Raw genomic sequence first — 17,753 nt, 5'->3', positions numbered from 1 at the left:
GTTAACCTGGTACTCTCTCCGACCAGGGAGACCAGTCGTTTTTATTTTTACCCCTCTTCATTTATTTGCCCCAGCGTCACTTCTCGTTTGCCCGGTGCAGAAAATCTGTGCGTTAGCTGCATTCTTGACCGTTTTTCCCCGCAGCAATACGTCATTCCTGCTGCTGTGTATTGGCTTTAGTGGTAATATCTGGGCGCTTAAAAGAATAATTGAATTCAGCCTGTTGAAGGCTGGCTTAATGTGGTGGAGCAAGTGAGCGGAATACTGACGCGCTGGCGACAATTTGGCAGACGTTACTTCTGGCCGCATCTCTTATTAGGGATGGTCGCGGCGAGTTTCGGCTTGCCTGCGCTCAGCAACAGTGCGGAAGCGGCGACGCCGACGAAGACCTCCACAACCAAACACGATCTCAACACGCGGGTTAATTTTACTAACCTGGCGTGGCTTGAAGCCAATCGCCGCCCGAATTTCTCGGTGGATTACTGGCACCAGCATGCGATCCGTACCGTTATTCGTCATCTGTCATTTGCGATGGCTCCGCAGGCACTGCCTGTTGCTGAAGAGACGCTGCCGGTACAGGCGCAGCATCTTGCTCTGCTGGACACGCTTAACGCGCTGCTTACGCAGGACAGTCAGCCACCCGTCATGGTGCGTCAGACCACGCAAATCGCGCACGTTCCTCCTGCGAGCTTCTCCGTTTCGACATGGATTAGCCAGGCCCACGGCATCCGCGCCGGGCCTCAACGCCTCAGCTAAATTAACCTTTTTTCAATACCTTAATTTATCTGCCCAACCTGGGGCGTTTGAGAACTTATTATGCTAATCAAATTGTTAACAAAAGTTTTTGGTAGTCGTAACGATCGTACCCTGCGCCGTATGCGCAAAGCTGTTACCGTCATCAATGGCATGGAGCCGGCGATGGAGAAGCTCTCTGATGACGAGCTGAAAGCGAAAACCGTAGAATTCCGCGCGCGTCTTGAAAAAGGCGAAACGCTGGAAAGCCTGATCCCTGAAGCCTTCGCCGTTGTGCGTGAGGCCAGTAAACGTGTGTTTGGCATGCGTCACTTCGACGTTCAGCTGCTGGGTGGTATGGTGCTTAACGAGCGCTGCATCGCGGAAATGCGTACCGGTGAAGGTAAAACCCTGACCGCAACGCTGCCCGCCTACCTGAACGCACTGACCGGTAAGGGCGTTCACGTCGTTACCGTCAACGACTATCTGGCACAGCGTGATGCTGAAAACAACCGTCCCCTGTTCGAATTCCTGGGCATGACCGTTGGCATCAACATGTCCGGTCTGCCGGCACCCGCCAAACGTGAAGCCTATAACGCGGATATCACCTACGGTACCAACAACGAATACGGCTTCGACTACCTGCGTGACAACATGGCGTTTAGCCCTGAAGAGCGCGTGCAGCGTAAACTGCACTATGCGCTGGTGGATGAGGTGGACTCCATCCTGATCGATGAAGCGCGTACCCCGCTGATCATCTCCGGCCCGGCCGAAGACAGCTCCGAGATGTACCGTAAAGTCGATAAAATCATTCCGCACCTGCTGCGTCAGGAGAAAGAAGATTCCGACACCTTCCAGGGTGAAGGCCACTTCTCTGTCGATGAAAAAGCGCGCCAGGTGAACCTGACCGAACGCGGTCTGGTGAAAATTGAAGAGCTGCTGGTGGCTGAAGGCATCATGGAAGAGGGCGAGTCTCTGTACTCTCCGACGAACATTATGCTGATGCACCACGTTACTGCCGCGCTGCGTGCCCATGCGCTGTTCACCCGCGATGTCGACTACATCGTGAAAGACGGTGAAGTTATCATCGTTGATGAGCACACCGGCCGTACCATGCAGGGACGTCGCTGGTCTGACGGTCTGCACCAGGCCGTTGAGGCCAAAGAAGGCGTTGATATTCAAAATGAAAACCAGACGCTGGCCTCTATTACCTTCCAGAACTACTTCCGTTTGTACGAGAAGCTGGCGGGGATGACCGGTACTGCAGATACCGAAGCATTTGAATTCAGCTCCATCTACAAACTGGATACCGTGGTCGTTCCAACCAACCGTCCAATGATCCGTAAGGATATGCCGGACCTGGTGTACATGACCGAAGCGGAAAAAATTCAGGCGATCATTGAAGATATTCGCGATCGTACCGCTAATGGCCAGCCGGTGCTGGTGGGGACAATCTCCATCGAGAAATCCGAAGTGGTTTCCAATGAGTTGACCAAAGCGGGCATCAAACACAACGTTCTTAACGCGAAATTCCACGCCAAAGAGGCGGATATCGTTGCGCAGGCGGGTTACCCGGCAGCGGTAACAATCGCCACCAACATGGCGGGTCGTGGTACCGACATTATGCTGGGTGGTAGCTGGCAGGCAGAGATTGCCGAGCTGGAAAACCCAACGCCGGAGCAGATTGCTCAGATTAAAGCGGACTGGCAGGTACGCCATGACGCGGTGCTGGCATCCGGTGGTTTGCATATCATTGGTACCGAACGTCACGAATCTCGTCGTATCGATAACCAGCTGCGCGGCCGTGCGGGTCGTCAGGGTGATGCCGGTTCTTCCCGCTTCTACCTGTCTATGGAAGATGCGCTGATGCGTATTTTCGCCTCCGACCGTGTTTCCGGCATGATGCGTAAACTGGGTATGAAACCTGGCGAAGCCATTGAACACCCGTGGGTCACCAAAGCGATTGCTAACGCCCAGCGTAAAGTGGAAAGCCGCAACTTCGATATTCGTAAGCAGCTGCTGGAATATGATGATGTGGCCAACGACCAGCGTCGTGCCATCTATACCCAGCGTAACGAACTGCTGGACGTGTCCGACGTGAGCGACACCATCAACAGCATTCGCGAAGACGTATTCAAAGCGACTATCGACGCGCATATTCCACCGCAGTCTCTGGAAGAAATGTGGGATATCGAAGGTCTGCAGGAACGCCTGAAAAACGACTTCGACCTCGAACTGCCAATCAAAGAGTGGCTGGACAAAGAGCCTGAGCTGCACGAAGAGACCCTGCGTGAACGTATTTTCGAAACCGCGCTGGACGTATACAAGCGTAAGGAAGAAGTCGTTGGCGCTGAGATGATGCGTCACTTCGAAAAAGGCGTGATGCTGCAAACGCTGGACTCCCTGTGGAAAGAGCACCTGGCGGCGATGGACTACCTGCGTCAGGGTATCCACCTGCGTGGTTACGCGCAGAAAGATCCGAAGCAGGAGTACAAGCGTGAATCCTTCGCCATGTTTGCGTCCATGCTGGAGTCACTGAAGTATGAAGTGATCAGCACCCTGAGCAAAGTTCAGGTACGCATGCCGGAAGAAGTGGAAGCAATGGAGCAACAGCGCCGTGAAGAAGCTGAGCGTCTGGCACAGATGCAGCAGCTGAGCCACCAGACTGACGAGAGCGAAGCTGCGGCAGCGATCGCGGCCCAGACTGGCGATCGTAAAGTTGGCCGCAACGATCCGTGCCCGTGTGGTTCCGGTAAAAAATACAAGGCGTGCCACGGTCGTCTGAGCTAAATTCATAACAAAACAAAAAGGCGCAGAAATCTGCGCCTTTTTTATGGAAGCGACAATATGAAAATACTGCAAATTGCCGTCGGGATTATTCGCAACCCGCAAAACCAGTTCTTTATCACCCAGCGCGCCGCCGACGCCCATATGGCGAACAAATGGGAGTTTCCGGGCGGGAAAATCGAGTCAGGCGAAACGCCGGAACAGGCGCTGATCCGTGAGCTTCAGGAAGAAGTGGGGATCACCCCGCTTGGCGCAACGCTGTTTGACAAGCTCGAATACCAGTTTCCCGATCGTCACATTACACTTTGGTTCTGGCTGGTGGAAAACTGGGAGGGGGATCCCTGGGGCAAAGAGGGGCAACCGGGTAACTGGGTTGAACTGCAGGCAAGCGATGCCGACAAATTCCCGCCGGCAAATGAGCCTGTGATTACCCGGTTAGTGCAGGGCGTTTAATTTACTGCTGTTCTTCACTCCAGTCATCGCTGTCCGAAAGAGTGCCTTCACTCGGAATGCGTTTCTCTTCCGCCGCCCATTCGCCCAGGTCAATTAACTGACAGCGTTTACAGCAGAATGGGCGGTATGGGCTCACTTCGCCCCAGACAACACTTTTGCCACAGGTTGGGCAGTTTACGATGGTTACGTCAGACATTGGCACTCCTTAACAACAGGCCAGTTCAAAATCGAGCCGTTCCGGCACGGTGCCATTTTCACTGTCCAGCGGCATAAAGCGAATCGCAAAACGGCTCTTATGCCCGGAAATTTGCGGGTAAAGCTGCACGTCGAGCGAAAGGTTCAGTCGCAGCAGATCGGCATCGTCCCCGTTATCCTGGTAAAAACCGTTCAGGCTGGTCTGCTTGCGGAACGGCGCAGAGTTACGGATAAGATCGAGGATCAGCGATAACGTCCGGTGCATCGGCTCCAGGCTTTCCAGCCAGATATTCACCTGCGCATCACGCTGCGTTTGCGGCATGTGCAGCCACATATGAAGCGTCGGCAGGTCAAAGCTGCAGCATCCACCGGGAATACTCAGGCGCTGGCGTACCAGGGCAATCAAGCGATCTTCACGCAAAAACTGGCCAACGCGAGGGGCAGCCATTAACGTGCTGCTACTGCTTTTTAACTGCTGACGCAGGGAATCGATACGGCTTTGATCAACACCCGGGACTTCCGCCCATGCCTGCAGTTTACGCTGCTGACGCTCGAGTTCTTTCAGTAATTCGGTGCGAACATCTCCACGCTCAATCACATCCAGCAGGTCGCCCACATTGCGGAAGAAGTGCAACGCAGTGGCGTGATCGTTGACAGGCAGATGTTGCGAGAGTTGTTGAATAAGAAATTCGATACGCAGCCAGGTACGCATTTTTTCGTTAAGCGGATGCTCAAAAAGGATGTGAGTCGACATTATGGTTTTTCCTGTGCAACGGCCTGCGCGGCGAAGGTCAAATACTGCGCGTGCAGACGGGCAACATCCGATGCAATGGCATCTGGTGCGCCGTTATTATCAATAACATCATCCGCAACGGCCAGGCGCTGATCGCGCGTGGCCTGAGCGGCAAGAATTTGTTCGGCATGTTCGCGCGAGACGCGATCGCGCGTCATGGTTCGCTGGATTTGCGTTTCGGGGAGGACATCAATGACCAGAACCCGATCGGCTTTCTTCTGCAGCTGATTTTCTACCAGCAACGGAACTACCCACAGCACATACGGTGAGCGGGCGGCGGCAATCTGACGCTGGGTTTCCTGGTGGATAATGGGGTGGAGCAGGGCATTAAGCCAGACCTTTTCCTCAGAATCGGAAAAAATGCATTCGCGAAGCTGCCGGCGATTTAGCGTGCCGTCCGCATTGATGATGGCCGGGCCAAAATGTTCTTCAATGGCCTTTAACGCGGGTGTATTCGGTTCTACCACCTGACGGGCAATGATATCGGCATCGATAATCGCGATACCCAGGCGAGCGAAAGCGTCCGCAACGGTACTTTTGCCACTACCGATGCCGCCGGTTAATGCGACGGTATACCCCATTAAATCAAATCCTGGGAATTATTCATTATTAAAATCAGTTGGTTGAAATTCAAACGTGTGCCAGCCAATGTTTAGCTCTCTTTACCGGCTTTTTACCAGGTAAATTTATAGGATTGTAGCGTAAAAAAAGAGAATTTCGCAGTCTTGCGGAGCAGGTATTAGTGCGTATGATAACGTCACTGGAGTTGTGCTTTTAACATATTTGCCTCTAACCCCAGGAATCCGCACATGCGTATCGAAGAAGATCTGAAGTTAGGTTTCAAAGACGTTCTTATCCGCCCTAAACGCTCTACACTGAAAAGTCGCTCAGACGTTGAACTCGAACGTCAATTCACCTTTAAACATTCCGGTCAGACCTGGTCTGGCGTGCCGATCATCGCTGCCAATATGGATACCGTGGGAACCTTCGAGATGGCAACCGCGCTGGCACAGTTCGACATCCTCACGGCAGTTCACAAACACTACAGCCCTGAAGAGTGGAACGCCTTTGTGGCATCCGCTTCTGCTGAGGTCGTGAAGCATGTGATGGTCTCTACCGGAACCTCAGATACCGATTTCGAAAAGACCAAACAAATCCTCAAGAGTAACCCCGCGCTGAACTTCGTCTGTATTGATGTAGCGAATGGTTATTCCGAACACTTCGTGCAGTTCGTGAGCAAGGCGCGTGAAGCCTGGCCGAACAAAACCATCATTGCGGGTAACGTAGTGACCGGCGAGATGTGTGAGGAGCTGATCCTCTCTGGCGCAGATATCGTCAAAGTGGGCATTGGCCCGGGTTCCGTGTGCACCACGCGTGTGAAAACCGGTGTCGGTTATCCGCAGCTTTCTGCGGTTATTGAATGTGCCGATGCTGCGCACGGCCTGGGCGGCCAGATCATCAGTGACGGTGGTTGTACTACCCCGGGTGATGTCGCGAAAGCTTTCGGCGGCGGAGCAGACTTCGTGATGCTTGGCGGTATGCTGGCAGGTCATGAAGAGAGTGGCGGTACCGTGGTGGAAGAGAACGGCGAGAAATTTATGCTGTTCTACGGTATGAGCTCTGAATCGGCGATGACCCGTCACGTGGGTGGCGTTGCAAAATACCGTGCGGCAGAAGGCAAAACCGTGAAGCTGCCGCTGCGCGGCCCGGTTGAGAATACCGCACGTGACATTCTTGGTGGCCTGCGTTCGGCCTGCACCTATGTGGGGGCATCCCGCCTGAAAGAGTTGACGAAACGCACGACCTTTATCCGCGTTCAGGAACAGGAAAACCGCGTTTTCAATAGCCTGTAATCGCGTAAGCTGGCGCGCATCCGTGTGCCAGCGTTATCCCGCACTCATCGCATCCCCGAGATGGAAGATAGGCAGATACATTGCCACCACCAGCGTGCCGATAATCACACCCGTCACGATCAGCAGCACAGGCTCCAGCACGGCAGCCAGGTTATCTGCTGACTGAAAGGTTTGCTCCGTGTGGTGACGCGCCAGGTTTACCAGTATGATATCGAGCGCACCTGACGTTTCACCGGTTCGTAATAGCTGAATACACAGCGGAGTAAAAACCGCCGCCTTTTGAAAGGATGCCCAAAGGGGATAACCCTTTTCAACGTCTTCCCGGATGGCGCGGAGTATCCCCTGCCAGTACCTGCTCTCAACCGTCTCTTCTGCACTCTCCAGACCCTTTAAAAAAGCGATGCCCGCCTGCTGCGTGAGCGACAGCACGGTAAAAATTTGCCCCAGCTTTTGTCCTTTAGCCAGTGCACCCATGACGGGGATATGCAGCAGTACGTGTTGCCAGCGTGGATCCTGCCGCCAAGCCCAGGCGATGCTCACAGGAAGGAGTAGCCCCGCGAACAGCACGAGGGCATAGGACTGTATAAACGTTGCCATTCCCATGACTATTTGTGTCAGCATCGGGAGCGGGGTATTAAACGTTTTGTAGATGGCGGCGAATTCGGGCAAGACCAGAGTGATCATGGCCAGCACCACGAGTACCGCCAGAGCCAGGATTATCATCGGGTAACGCAGTGCCTTTTTCACTTTCGCACTGAGTTGCTGCTGTGATTTTTGTTGCTGGGCAAGTTCACGGCAGCACGTCTCCAGCTTCCCGGTTAGCTCGCCGGTCTTCACCATCGACACATACAGTGGGCTAAATACCGCGGGCCAGCGCTTCAGCGCCTCAGAAAAAGGGCATCCTTCACTCAGCTCATCGGCAAGGCTTTGCAGGAGTGCCTGCCAGGGCGTTATCGGATGCTGGTCCGCCAGCATCTGCAGGCTGTCAGACAGTGTCAGGCCCGCCTGCAAAAGCGTGGCGAGCTGGCGAAATACCTCGTAGCGGTGATGTGGTCGCCAGCGATACCTCTGCGTGCAGCGGGTGATTGTCAGAGGATGCAGCGCTTTGCGCATCAGCCTGTCGAAAGCCGCATTGCGGTCAGTTGCCCACAGAGCCCCGCTTCGGGGCTCTCCTTCAACGGATAGCGCATGCCAGCGCCAGAGGTGATTAGCAGCCATCGGGCATTCCCAGGATACGCAGCAACTCTTCGAGCGTGGTCAGTCCCTGTTCAACAGCCATACAGCCATGTTCGAAAAGGGATGTCATTCCTGCCTGACGGGCGCTGGCCTCAATCACCTCTGACCCCGCTCCGCTGGCAATGGCCTGCCGGAGTGTCTGGTCAATGACGAGCACTTCAAAAATGGCGACGCGACCGTAAAAACCATGATAACAGCGCTCACAGCCGGTGGGTTGCCAGCGCGGTAGCGGACGGGGCCAAACGGAGCGAGGCAGTTCTGCCCGCTTGTCGGTTTCCTGGCGGCAATGGGGGCATAAACGGCGCACCAGCCGCTGGGCGATGACCAGCGAGAGGGCGGAAGAGATCATCCATCGCGGCACCCCCATCTGCTGCAGGCGGATCAGGGTTTCCGCCGTCGAGTTGGTGTGTAGCGTCGACAACACCAGATGCCCGGTTTGTGCGGCATTAATGGCAATCTCTGCCGTTTCGCCATCACGAATTTCGCCGACCATAATGATGTCAGGATCCTGACGTAGCAGCGCTCTCAGCACCGTCTGGAAGGTGAGGCCCGCACGCGGGTTTATCTGCGTCTGGTTTAATCCTGCAAGCGGGATCTCTATCGGGTCTTCCACGCTGCAGATGTTCACATCCGGCGTGTTTCGAGCCTGCAGCGCGCTATACAGCGTCACGGTTTTACCGCTGCCAGTGGGGCCGGTAACCAGAATCAGCCCCTGCGGCTGGTGGAGCACTTCGCTAAAGCCGGCCAGCTGTTTAGCATTCATCCCCAACGTTTCCGGCTCAAGAGATTGCTGAACCTGATGCAGCAGGCGCAGTACAATTTTTTCACCCCCGCTGCAGGGAAGCGTGGCGATGCGAAATGAGACCGGCTCGTTTGCCAGCTCAATCGTAAACTGACCGTCCTGCGGTAAGCGGCGCTCCGCAATATCGAGGTTACCCAGCACTTTTAACCGGGCGCTGAGCATGGTGGCCAGCGCGGCTGAAAGTGGGGGCTGCGGGCAAAGCACGCCGTCGATGCGCAGGCGAATCTGGCAAGTCTGCTCCATCGGTTCAATATGAATATCAGAAGCGCGTTGGTTTATCGCCTGCTGCAGCGTGTGGTTAAGAATATCCACCGCTGAGTGTGTCGGCGTAACGACGGGCAGATGCGTTTGTGTGGTTAACTGCCGGTGCTTTTCCATGCGCTCGGCGCTCCAGCACTCGATATCAATCCGTTTCTGGGTAGCGAAACGCAGGGCTTCCATCAGTTCAGGGCCGGGGTTTCCCACGACGGCAATGCTAATCATGTCGCTATCGCTGCTCAGCAGAAGGGCATGGTGACGCAGACAAAGTGCGACAAGCTGATCGGTATTCATCATCCGCTCCTCAGTGGGTGTCGAAGCGGAAAACGTCTTCACAGGCCTGCTTGAGCGCGCTGTCGGTACCGATGTTGCAGTCACGCGTCCACCCCGTCATGCCGTTGCCATTATTCCATTGTGGCGTCATGACCACCTCCAGCCCGTTAAGGCTCTCCTGGCCGGTTAAGGTCACGACGCCTTTCGCCACGTTCATGCCTGAAACGTAGCGGGTAGTGGTGGGGGACGGGATGCCATTACTGCCTCCGTCACAGCTCTCCACGCCGCCGTGATCCAGGGCGCAAAGCTCAATGGCGGTGCGGTAGGGAATGAAGGTTTGCAGCATATCGGTCAACGCTGCTTTTCGCAGGTAGTTCTGGTACGCGGGAACGCCGATGGCGCTCAGAATGGCAATAATGCCGATCACCACCATCAGCTCAATGAGTGTGAATCCTTGTTGTCTGTCCATGTCTGCTCCTTACGTTAAGTAGGGCTACTCTGGCAGTGAGACAGCGCAGAAACGAGGGGCAAAAAAAGGAACGTGAAGGGGCTTTCAGGGAATTCGTGACGTGTTGCAGGGTAGGGCAATGGTTTTGCGAGCGGGAGTGAATTTCCCCTCTCCGCAACGAGAGGGGAGGGTCATTATTTGAAGCGCATCGAGAGGTCGAGGGCGCGAACGTGCTTGGTCAGCGCCCCAACGGAGATAAAATCAACGCCGGTCTCGGCGAATTCACGGATCGTATCAAACGTCACGTTGCCGGATACTTCAAGCTGGGCTTTGCCGTTGGTCAGTTTTACCGCCTCGCGCATCTGCTCGGTTTCGAAGTTATCAAGCATGATGATATCGGCGCCGGCCTTGATAGCCTGCTCCAGCTCCTCCAGGTTTTCGACTTCCACTTCGACGGGCACATCCGGATGCAGCCAGAAGGCTTTTTCGACCGCCTGACGCACGGATCCCGAGGCAATGATATGGTTCTCTTTAATCAGGAACGCGTCAGACAACCCCAGACGATGGTTTGCACCGCCGCCACAGAGCACCGCGTATTTCAACGCAGTGCGCAGACCCGGTAGCGTTTTGCGGGTATCCAGCAACTGCGTGCGGGTACCCGCCAGCAGGTCAACGTAGCGACGTACTTCGCTTGCCACACCGGACAACGTCTGCACGAAGTTCAGCGCGGTTCGTTCGCCGGTCAGCAGTACACGGGAAGGTCCATCAAGTTCGAACAGCGGCTGATTTGCCGTAATCGCATCACCGTCGTCGACATGCCAGGTGATCTGCACCTCATCGCCTGCCAGTTGGGTAAAGACCTCTTCAACCCAACGCTTACCGCAAAAAATACCCTCTTCGCGCGTAATAATGACCGCATGTGAGCGAGTCTCTTTTGGCAATAATTGTGCGGTAATATCCCTGTCGGCGCTGACGTCACCGCCCAGATCTTCTTTCAGGGCATGGGCAACGCTTGCCGGAATATCCATATTAATACGTTCCAGAAGCGCTTCACGTCGGTTGTCGGGGTTGTAACGGCGAGGCGGCATGATAAAACTCCAAATTGGTAACGAATCATAATATTGAAACATGCTACTCTGAACCGAGTAACAGCACCATACATAAGGAGTTCCAGCATGTTGTTAGAAAACGGATGGCTGGTGGATGCGCGGCATGTGCCCTCGCCGCACCACGACTGCCGCCCGGAGGATGAAAAGCCCACACTGCTGGTTGTTCATAATATCAGTCTCCCGCCGGGTGAGTTTGGCGGCCCGTGGATCGACGCATTATTCACGGGGAACCTGGATCCTGATGCCCATCCTTTCTTTGCTGAGATTGCGCATCTGCGCGTGTCGGCTCACTGTCTGATCCGTCGCGACGGCGAAGTGGTTCAGTACGTCCCTTTTGATAAGCGTGCCTGGCATGCCGGCGTGTCGATGTACCAGGGACGCGACCGCTGCAATGATTTTTCCATCGGGATTGAGCTGGAAGGCACTGACACCACCCCCTACACCGATTCACAGTATCAACAGTTGGTGGCTGTAACCCAAACGCTGATCGGGCTCTATCCCGCGATAGCCGGGAATATTACGGGACACAGCGATATTGCTCCGGCGAGAAAAACCGATCCCGGCCCGGCTTTTGACTGGCCCCGGTTTCGCGCCTTGCTTACCGCGTCGTCAGAATAAGGAGATAACATGACGTTGTTTACCATGCTGCTGGTTATCATCGCTGAACGCCTGTTCAAACTCGGTGAGCACTGGCATCTGGATCACCGGCTGGAGGTGCTTTTCCGCCGGATTAAACATTTTTCCATGCTGCGCACGCTGCTGATGACCGCTGGCGTGATGGTTATAACATTTTTACTGCTGCGTTCGCTTTACGGCCTCTTTTTCAACGTGCCGCTGCTGGTGGTGTGGATCCTGCTCGGCGTGCTCTGTATTGGCGCGGGCAAGGTGCGTATGCACTACCACGCCTATCTGAAAGCCGCATCCCGTGACGATGCCCATGCGCGGGGCGCCATGGCGAGCGAGCTGACGATGATCCACGGCGTGCCGCCGGATTGCGATGAGCGTGAATTTTTGCGCGAACTGCAAAATGCGCTGCTGTGGATCAACTTCCGTTACTACCTGGCACCGCTGTTCTGGTTTGTGGTGGGCGGCCCGTGGGGGCCGGTACTGCTGATGGGCTATGCGTTTCTGCGCGCCTGGCAGACCTGGCTTGCCCGTTACCTTACCCCGCATGAACGTTTATTGTCGGGAATCGATGCCATTCTGCATGTGCTGGACTGGCTCCCGGTACGTCTGGTGGGCGTCGTTTATGCGTTAATTGGCCACGGTGAAAAAGCGCTGCCGGCATGGTTTGCTTCGCTTGCCGACCGCCACACGTCTCAGTATCAGGTGTTAACACGTCTGGCGCAGTTCTCGCTGGCGCGTGAGCCGCATACCGACAAGATTGAAACGCCGAAAGCGGCTGTCTCCATGGCGAAGAAAACGTCGTTTGTGGTGGTCGTGGTCGTGGCGTTGCTGACCATTTACGGCACGCTGGTCTAAGCCAGCGCGCCGTACCGGTCAGAGCGTATCAGCAGGCGGGATGCCAAAGTCAGGCATCCCATTTTCGTCCCAGCGCACGTGTTTCAGACGCGTGTGACGATTCGGGTCATAGAGCGGATCGCCTTCAATCTCGGTGTAGTTTCGCGCGTGGTAGACCAGCACGTCTTCTCCCTCCGGCGTTTGCGTAAAGCTGTTATGCCCGGGCCCAAACTGACGATTCTCGACGCTGGTTCGGAAAACCGGACGCGACGCTTTATGCCAGTTCGCCGGATTTTGCGGATCGGCATTCATGTCTATCCACAGTAACCCCATGCAATAGTTCTCATCCGTGGCGCTGGCGGAGTAGCTGATAAACAGCTTATCTTCGTGAAACAGCACTGCCGGACCTTCGTTGACCCAAAATCCGCGGCATTCCCAGTCATACTCCGGTTTACTGAGCATCACCGGCTCGCCTTTAAGCGTCCACGGATTCGCCATTTCGCACAGATAGAGGTTGGAGTTTCCGGCGATATCCGGGGCTTTTTGTGCCCACAAATACCAGCGTTTTCCCTGATGGACGAACGTGGTGGCGTCCAGTGCGAAGGTGTCGAACGGGGTGGTAATCTGGCCTTTCTCGATCCACGTCCCGGTGAGGGGATCGTGGTCCGCACACTCCAGCGCAAACATACGGTGCTGGAACATCCCGAGGCTGTCCAGCGCCTGGGTATGGGTGGCGGCAAAATAGATATACCACTTACCGTCAATGTGGTGCAGTTCCGGTGCCCAGATCAGCTGGCTCATCGGCCCGGTCTCCGGTTTACGCCAGACCACGACCTCTTCGGCATCGCGTAGTCCTTCCAGCGAGTCGGCGCGGCGGATCTCGAGCCTGTCGTACTGCGGCACGGAGGCGATAAAGTAGTACAGCCCCTCGTGGTGCAGAATATAGGGGTCGGCACGTTGTTCAATAAACGGGTTTGGCCAGGTGTGCATTCGGCTTTCCTTATTTCGTCTCAGCGGCTTTGAGTTCCTGATAATTATTCAGCTCGCGATAATTGTTGCGACGCTTCTCGAGGTCTTCCTGGATCTGCTTCATCGTTTCGCGGTCAACCTTCAGCAGGCGTACCACGCCTGCGGTAATGAGATACCCGACGCCCGGAATCACGGTAAACAGCAATACAATGCCGTTGATGGCATCCGGACTTTGCGCTTTCGCCCCCGCGTCATAACCGTACCAGGAGAGCAGGAAACCAACCATCGCACCGGCAATCGCCAGCCCCAGTTTGAGGAAGAAGATGTTACCGGAGAAGCTGATCCCGGTGATGCGCTTACCGGTTTTCCACTCACCGTAGTCATCGACGTCGGCCATCAGCGACCAGTGCAGCGGAGACGGGATCTGGTGCAGGATGTTCAGCAGGAAGTAGAGCACCACAATGGTGACCGTGGCTTTCGGATCGAAGAAATAGAAGGCGCAGGAGAAAATCGCCAGCACGATGTTGGTCCAGAAGAACACTTTCAGCTTACACCAGCGGTCGGTGAGGACTTTCGCCAGCATACTGCCGAGCATCATGCCAACCACGCCCAGGCTGATAAACAGCGTGGCGAAATGAGTACTCTGGCCCATAACCCAGGTCACGTAGTACATCGTGGCCGCCATGCGGATAAAGCCCGGGCACACGTTGCACAGGGTTAGCAGCAGAATGCGCACCCACTGGTCGTTCTTCCACACGTCTTTCAGGTCGTTTTTCAGCTCGTCATGAGTCTGTACCGCCGGGCGTACACGCTCGCGAACGGTATAGAAGCAGAACAGAAACATACCGGTACCAATCAGCGCCAGCACGGTCATTGCCATCTGGTAGCCTTTGGCTTTGTTGTCGCCACCAAACCAGTCGGCCATCGGTAACAGCGTCAGCGACAGCAGCAGCGTGGCGATACCTACCAGCACAAAGCGATAGGATTGGCAGGCAACACGTTCCTGCGGATCGTTGGTAATCACGCCGCCTAACGAGCAATAAGGAATGTTGATTGCCGTATAGGTTAAAGAGAGCAGGAAATAGGTGACGAAGGCATAGATAACTTTGCTGTTGTAGCTCCACTCTGGTGTGGTGAACATCAGGATGCTGAACAGCGCATAGGGAAAGGCTATCCACAGCAGCCATGGACGAAACCGGCCATATTTACTGCGGGTACGGTCGGCGATGGCCCCCATAATCGGATCCGTTACGGCATCAATTACGCGGACAGACAGCAGCAGTACGCCGACCAGTGCAGGCGCCAGACCAAAAATATCGGTATAAAAATAATTAACAAACAACATGATGGCGCCAAAGATGATGTTGCAACCTGCATCGCCCATCCCATAGCCGATCTTTTCTTTTACTGACAGTTTTGCGTTATCCATAGACTGCTCTCCGGGTTACGGTATGGAGAGAATTATTTGCTGGCAAACGAATATATGCGTTGCAGTATCAGGGCGGTGATATGGATAAATGCGCTGTTGGCGTGAAACTGTGAGGGAGGTAACAACACGCGGTACCTGCAAAACGCAGATACCGCGGGGGAGACTTAGTGAGCTTTCAGGGCGTTGCGGCTTTTCTGGCTAAACAGATAGCCGATACCAAGAACGGCAACCCAGACTGGGATCAGGTACACCGAGATTGCCATACCCGGGGTCAGCAGCATGATGACCAGCACTCCCGCCATAAACAGCAGGCAGATCCAGTTGCCCAGCGGATAGAGCAGGGCAGGGAAGCGAGTCTTCACGCCCTGCTGATGCTTGGCACGGCGGAACTTGATGTGTGCCAGGCTGATCATCGCCCAGTTGATAACCAGGGCAGAGACCACCAGCGCCATCAGCAGGCCAAACGCCGATTCCGGTGCCAGATAGTTAATCAGGACACACAGCGCCGTTACGATCGCCGAAACGATGATGGTGTTCACCGGAACGCCACGCTTATCGACGTTGAGCAGCATCTTCGGCGCGTTACCCTGCTGGGCCAGGCCGAACAGCATACGGCTGTTGCAGTATACGCAGCTGTTATAGACCGACAGCGCCGCCGTCAGCACCACGATGTTGAGCGCATTCGCCACGACGGTATCGCCCAGCTCGTGGAAAATCAGGACAAACGGGCTGGTGTCTGCAGTAACGCGCGTCCACGGCAGCAGAGAGAGCAGAACGGCCAGTGAGCCCACATAGAAAATCAGAATACGGTAGATAACCTGGTTGGTCGCTTTCGGGATGCTCTGTTCCGGGTTGTCAGCTTCAGCTGCGGTGATGCCGACCAGCTCCAGACCACCAAAGGAGAACATAATGATTGCCATCATCATCACGAGGCCCGTCATGCCGTGAGGCAGGAAGCCGCCCTGTTCCCAGAGGTTGCGTACCGTGGCCTGCGGGCCACCGTTGCCGCTAAATAGCAGCCAGCCGCCAAAGATGATCATCGCCACGACGGCAACCACTTTGATGATGGCAAACCAGAACTCCATCTCACCGAAGACTTTAACGTTGGTGAGGTTGATGGCGTTAATAATGACGAAGAAGGCCGCAGCAGAAGCCCAGGTGGGGATCTCCGGGTACCAGAATTGAATGTATTTCCCGACGGCGGTCAGTTCAGCCATGGCAACCAGAACGTACAACACCCAGTAGTTCCAGCCTGACGCGAAACCGGCGAAACTGCCCCAGTACTTATAGGCAAAGTGGCTGAAAGAGCCCGCAACCGGCTCTTCAACGACCATTTCACCTAACTGGCGCATAATCAGAAAAGCGATAAAACCGGCAATGGCGTAACCCAAAATAATGCCGGGACCGGCAGACTGGATAACGGATGCACTTCCCAGAAACAGTCCAGTGCCAATAGCACCGCCCAGTGCGATTAGCTGTATATGGCGGTTCTTCAGACCGCGCTTTAGCTGATCGCCGTGCTGTTGAGCTTCCATTTGAAACCTCGTGTGTGGTTGTTATGTTCACGCGACGCGTGTGTAATTATGAATATCCGTTTTCTGTATTTATTTCTTTACAGTCAATGAGACCGAAAAAAGCGGAGATGTCTTCCGTAAGCGCCAGAATAGTGGTAAGCGCCAGCGATTGCACCTGCTTTATGACGGGGCGATGACGAGTTGAATAAAAAGAAAGCATTTGTAAATCACCCCGCTAACCCTTCTTACCCCAACCTATAGAATAGAAATGCTCCGTAAGTGGGCAAAATTTCATATTTTGCGTTGTTGAATCGCTTCAGACTGCAAAAACCCTCGTTTCATTAAGGTTAAAACTCCCACTAAGGGAGTAACTAACTCATTTGTGCGAAGTTACATTTCTGAAACGTTATTTCTGTAAGGTTGTTAAAATGTGCAGGGTTTACTGATTTCAATCAAAACCAATATGGACAGAAGGTGAATACTTTGTTACTTTAGCGATACGAACTTGAAATTGGTAAGACCAATTGACTCCGGGCAAAAAGGCGTAAGACAGGGAATATGGCCTACAGCAAAATTCGCCAACCAAAACTATCTGATGTGATTGAGCAGCAGCTGGAGTTTTTAATCCTCGAAGGGACACTGCGCCCGGGTGAGAAACTTCCGCCAGAACGCGAGCTGGCAAAACAGTTCGACGTTTCACGTCCCTCTCTGCGTGAGGCGATTCAACGTCTCGAAGCAAAGGGCTTGCTGCTTCGTCGCCAGGGCGGCGGAACCTTTGTGCAAAACAGCCTGTGGCAGAGCTTCAGCGATCCGCTGGTAGAACTTCTCTCTGACCACCCAGAATCCCAGTTTGATCTGCTTGAGACCCGTCACGCGCTAGAAGGTATCGCGGCCTATTACGCCGCACTTCGTAGCACTGATGAAGATCGCGTGCGTATCCGCGAACTTCATCAGGCCATTGAACGGGCACAGCAATCCGGCGATTTAGACGCCGAGTCCAATGCCGTTGTCCAGTATCAAATCGCCGTCACCGAAGCTGCACACAATGTTGTGCTCCTCCATCTGCTACGCTGCATGGAGCCGATGCTGGCCCAGAACGTTCGTCAGAATTTTGAATTGTTGTATGCCCGTCGGGACATGCTCCCATTGGTAAGCAACCATCGCACCCGAGTATTCGAGGCGATAATGGCCGGGGAACCGGAGCAGGCGCGCGAAGCGTCGCACCGACATCTGGCTTTCATTGAGGAAATCTTGCTGGACCGCAGCCGTGAACAATCGCGTCGCGAACGTTCATTACGCCGCATACAGCAACGAAAGGATTAAGCGCCAGGGTTTTTTAGAGCGCGGCAACTAAACGCAGAACCTGTCTTATTGTGTTCTTGCCCAAGAGCACAATGGGACAGGTTCCAGACAAATCAACGTATTAGATAGATAAGGAATA

Annotated in this window: 17 protein-coding genes; 7 read left to right on the top strand and 10 right to left on the bottom strand. The window is 54.6% G+C overall.

The annotated features are described in order from the left end of the window. Positions 1-252: 252 nt before the first annotated feature. The 3 genes from secM to mutT are packed head-to-tail and all read left to right on the top strand — an operon-like array spanning position 253 to position 3,972. Positions 253-756 (top strand): secA translation cis-regulator SecM, encoded by a 504-nt coding sequence (gene secM, locus QRN24_RS12120; RefSeq protein WP_073970991.1) that lies wholly within the window; start codon positions 253-255, stop codon positions 754-756. Positions 757-816: 60 nt separating this feature from the next. After that, positions 817-3,522: a preprotein translocase subunit SecA gene (gene secA / locus QRN24_RS12115; protein ID WP_014168636.1), complete on the top strand. Its 2,706-nt coding sequence runs from the start codon at positions 817-819 to the stop codon at positions 3,520-3,522. A 57-nt stretch (positions 3,523-3,579) separates the two neighbouring features. Then, positions 3,580-3,972 carry an 8-oxo-dGTP diphosphatase MutT gene (gene mutT / locus QRN24_RS12110; protein ID WP_014168637.1) on the top strand — a complete coding sequence of 131 codons (393 nt, stop codon included), beginning with the start codon at positions 3,580-3,582 and terminating at the stop codon, positions 3,970-3,972. Between the two features lies 1 nt (position 3,973). Here mutT and yacG read toward each other — a convergent pair whose 3' ends face one another. The 3 genes from yacG to coaE are packed head-to-tail and all read right to left on the bottom strand — an operon-like array spanning position 3,974 to position 5,541. Next, the gene (gene yacG / locus QRN24_RS12105; RefSeq protein WP_020882580.1) at positions 3,974-4,168 is read right to left on the bottom strand and encodes a DNA gyrase inhibitor YacG; all 195 of its coding nucleotides are present in this window, start codon (positions 4,166-4,168) and stop codon (positions 3,974-3,976) included. 9 nt (positions 4,169-4,177) lie between these two features. Beyond that, positions 4,178-4,921 (bottom strand): cell division protein ZapD, encoded by a 744-nt coding sequence (zapD, locus tag QRN24_RS12100; protein WP_014168639.1) that lies wholly within the window; start codon positions 4,919-4,921, stop codon positions 4,178-4,180. Beyond that, entirely contained in the window at positions 4,921-5,541 is a 621-nt protein-coding gene (coaE, locus tag QRN24_RS12095) for a dephospho-CoA kinase (RefSeq protein ID WP_182268205.1), read from the bottom strand. Before coaE ends, zapD begins: the two co-directional genes overlap by 1 nt. Before the next feature lie 228 nt (positions 5,542-5,769). Here coaE and QRN24_RS12090 point away from each other — a divergent pair, with 228 nt between their 5' ends. Further along, a complete protein-coding gene (locus tag QRN24_RS12090; RefSeq protein WP_032679625.1) occupies positions 5,770-6,813 on the top strand; it encodes a GMP reductase in 1,044 nt (347 codons plus the stop codon). Positions 6,814-6,846: 33 nt separating this feature from the next. On the opposite strand, the gene hofC is transcribed toward QRN24_RS12090, so the two are convergent. The 4 genes from hofC to nadC all read right to left on the bottom strand — a co-directional run bounded on the left by hofC (position 6,847) and on the right by nadC (position 10,918). After that, positions 6,847-8,031, bottom strand: coding sequence for a protein transport protein HofC (gene hofC / locus QRN24_RS12085; RefSeq protein ID WP_284942743.1), 1,185 nt, complete (start codon positions 8,029-8,031; stop codon positions 6,847-6,849). Next, the gene (gene gspE / locus QRN24_RS12080) at positions 8,021-9,403 is read right to left on the bottom strand and encodes a type II secretion system protein GspE (protein ID WP_284942825.1); all 1,383 of its coding nucleotides are present in this window, start codon (positions 9,401-9,403) and stop codon (positions 8,021-8,023) included. Before gspE ends, hofC begins: the two co-directional genes overlap by 11 nt. Positions 9,404-9,413: 10 nt before the next feature. After that, positions 9,414-9,851 (bottom strand): prepilin peptidase-dependent pilin, encoded by a 438-nt coding sequence (ppdD, locus tag QRN24_RS12075; RefSeq protein WP_032681660.1) that lies wholly within the window; start codon positions 9,849-9,851, stop codon positions 9,414-9,416. 173 nt (positions 9,852-10,024) lie between these two features. Continuing rightward, positions 10,025-10,918, bottom strand: a complete 894-nt coding sequence (gene nadC, locus QRN24_RS12070; RefSeq protein WP_020882584.1) for a carboxylating nicotinate-nucleotide diphosphorylase — start codon at positions 10,916-10,918, stop codon at positions 10,025-10,027. A gap of 87 nt (positions 10,919-11,005) precedes the next feature. Between nadC and ampD the strand changes: the two genes are divergently transcribed. Next, on the top strand, positions 11,006-11,557 hold the full coding sequence (gene ampD, locus QRN24_RS12065; RefSeq protein ID WP_020882585.1) for a 1,6-anhydro-N-acetylmuramyl-L-alanine amidase AmpD: 552 nt from the start codon (positions 11,006-11,008) through the stop codon (positions 11,555-11,557). Between the two features lie 9 nt (positions 11,558-11,566). Then, positions 11,567-12,421, top strand: coding sequence for a beta-lactamase regulator AmpE (ampE, locus tag QRN24_RS12060; RefSeq protein WP_025205391.1), 855 nt, complete (start codon positions 11,567-11,569; stop codon positions 12,419-12,421). Between the two features lie 18 nt (positions 12,422-12,439). Here ampE and QRN24_RS12055 read toward each other — a convergent pair whose 3' ends face one another. From QRN24_RS12055 to aroP, 3 genes are all read right to left on the bottom strand, one after another. Further along, positions 12,440-13,390, bottom strand: coding sequence for a glycoside hydrolase family 43 protein (locus QRN24_RS12055; RefSeq protein ID WP_014168648.1), 951 nt, complete (start codon positions 13,388-13,390; stop codon positions 12,440-12,442). A 10-nt stretch (positions 13,391-13,400) separates the two neighbouring features. Then, positions 13,401-14,798, bottom strand: a complete 1,398-nt coding sequence (locus tag QRN24_RS12050; protein WP_014168649.1) for a glycoside-pentoside-hexuronide (GPH):cation symporter — start codon at positions 14,796-14,798, stop codon at positions 13,401-13,403. Between the two features lie 164 nt (positions 14,799-14,962). Then, the gene (gene aroP / locus QRN24_RS12045) at positions 14,963-16,333 is read right to left on the bottom strand and encodes an aromatic amino acid transporter AroP (protein ID WP_014168651.1); all 1,371 of its coding nucleotides are present in this window, start codon (positions 16,331-16,333) and stop codon (positions 14,963-14,965) included. 537 nt (positions 16,334-16,870) lie between these two features. Between aroP and pdhR the strand changes: the two genes are divergently transcribed. Further along, positions 16,871-17,635 (top strand): pyruvate dehydrogenase complex transcriptional repressor PdhR, encoded by a 765-nt coding sequence (pdhR, locus tag QRN24_RS12040; RefSeq protein WP_013095596.1) that lies wholly within the window; start codon positions 16,871-16,873, stop codon positions 17,633-17,635. Positions 17,636-17,753 lie beyond the last annotated feature (118 nt).

This window comes from Enterobacter sp. MEB024 (assembly GCF_030209635.1).
In the GTDB taxonomy this organism is placed as follows: domain Bacteria; phylum Pseudomonadota; class Gammaproteobacteria; order Enterobacterales; family Enterobacteriaceae; genus Enterobacter; species Enterobacter ludwigii.
Note: the sequence above shows the minus strand (reverse complement) of the source record. Positions and strands in the feature narration are given on the sequence as shown.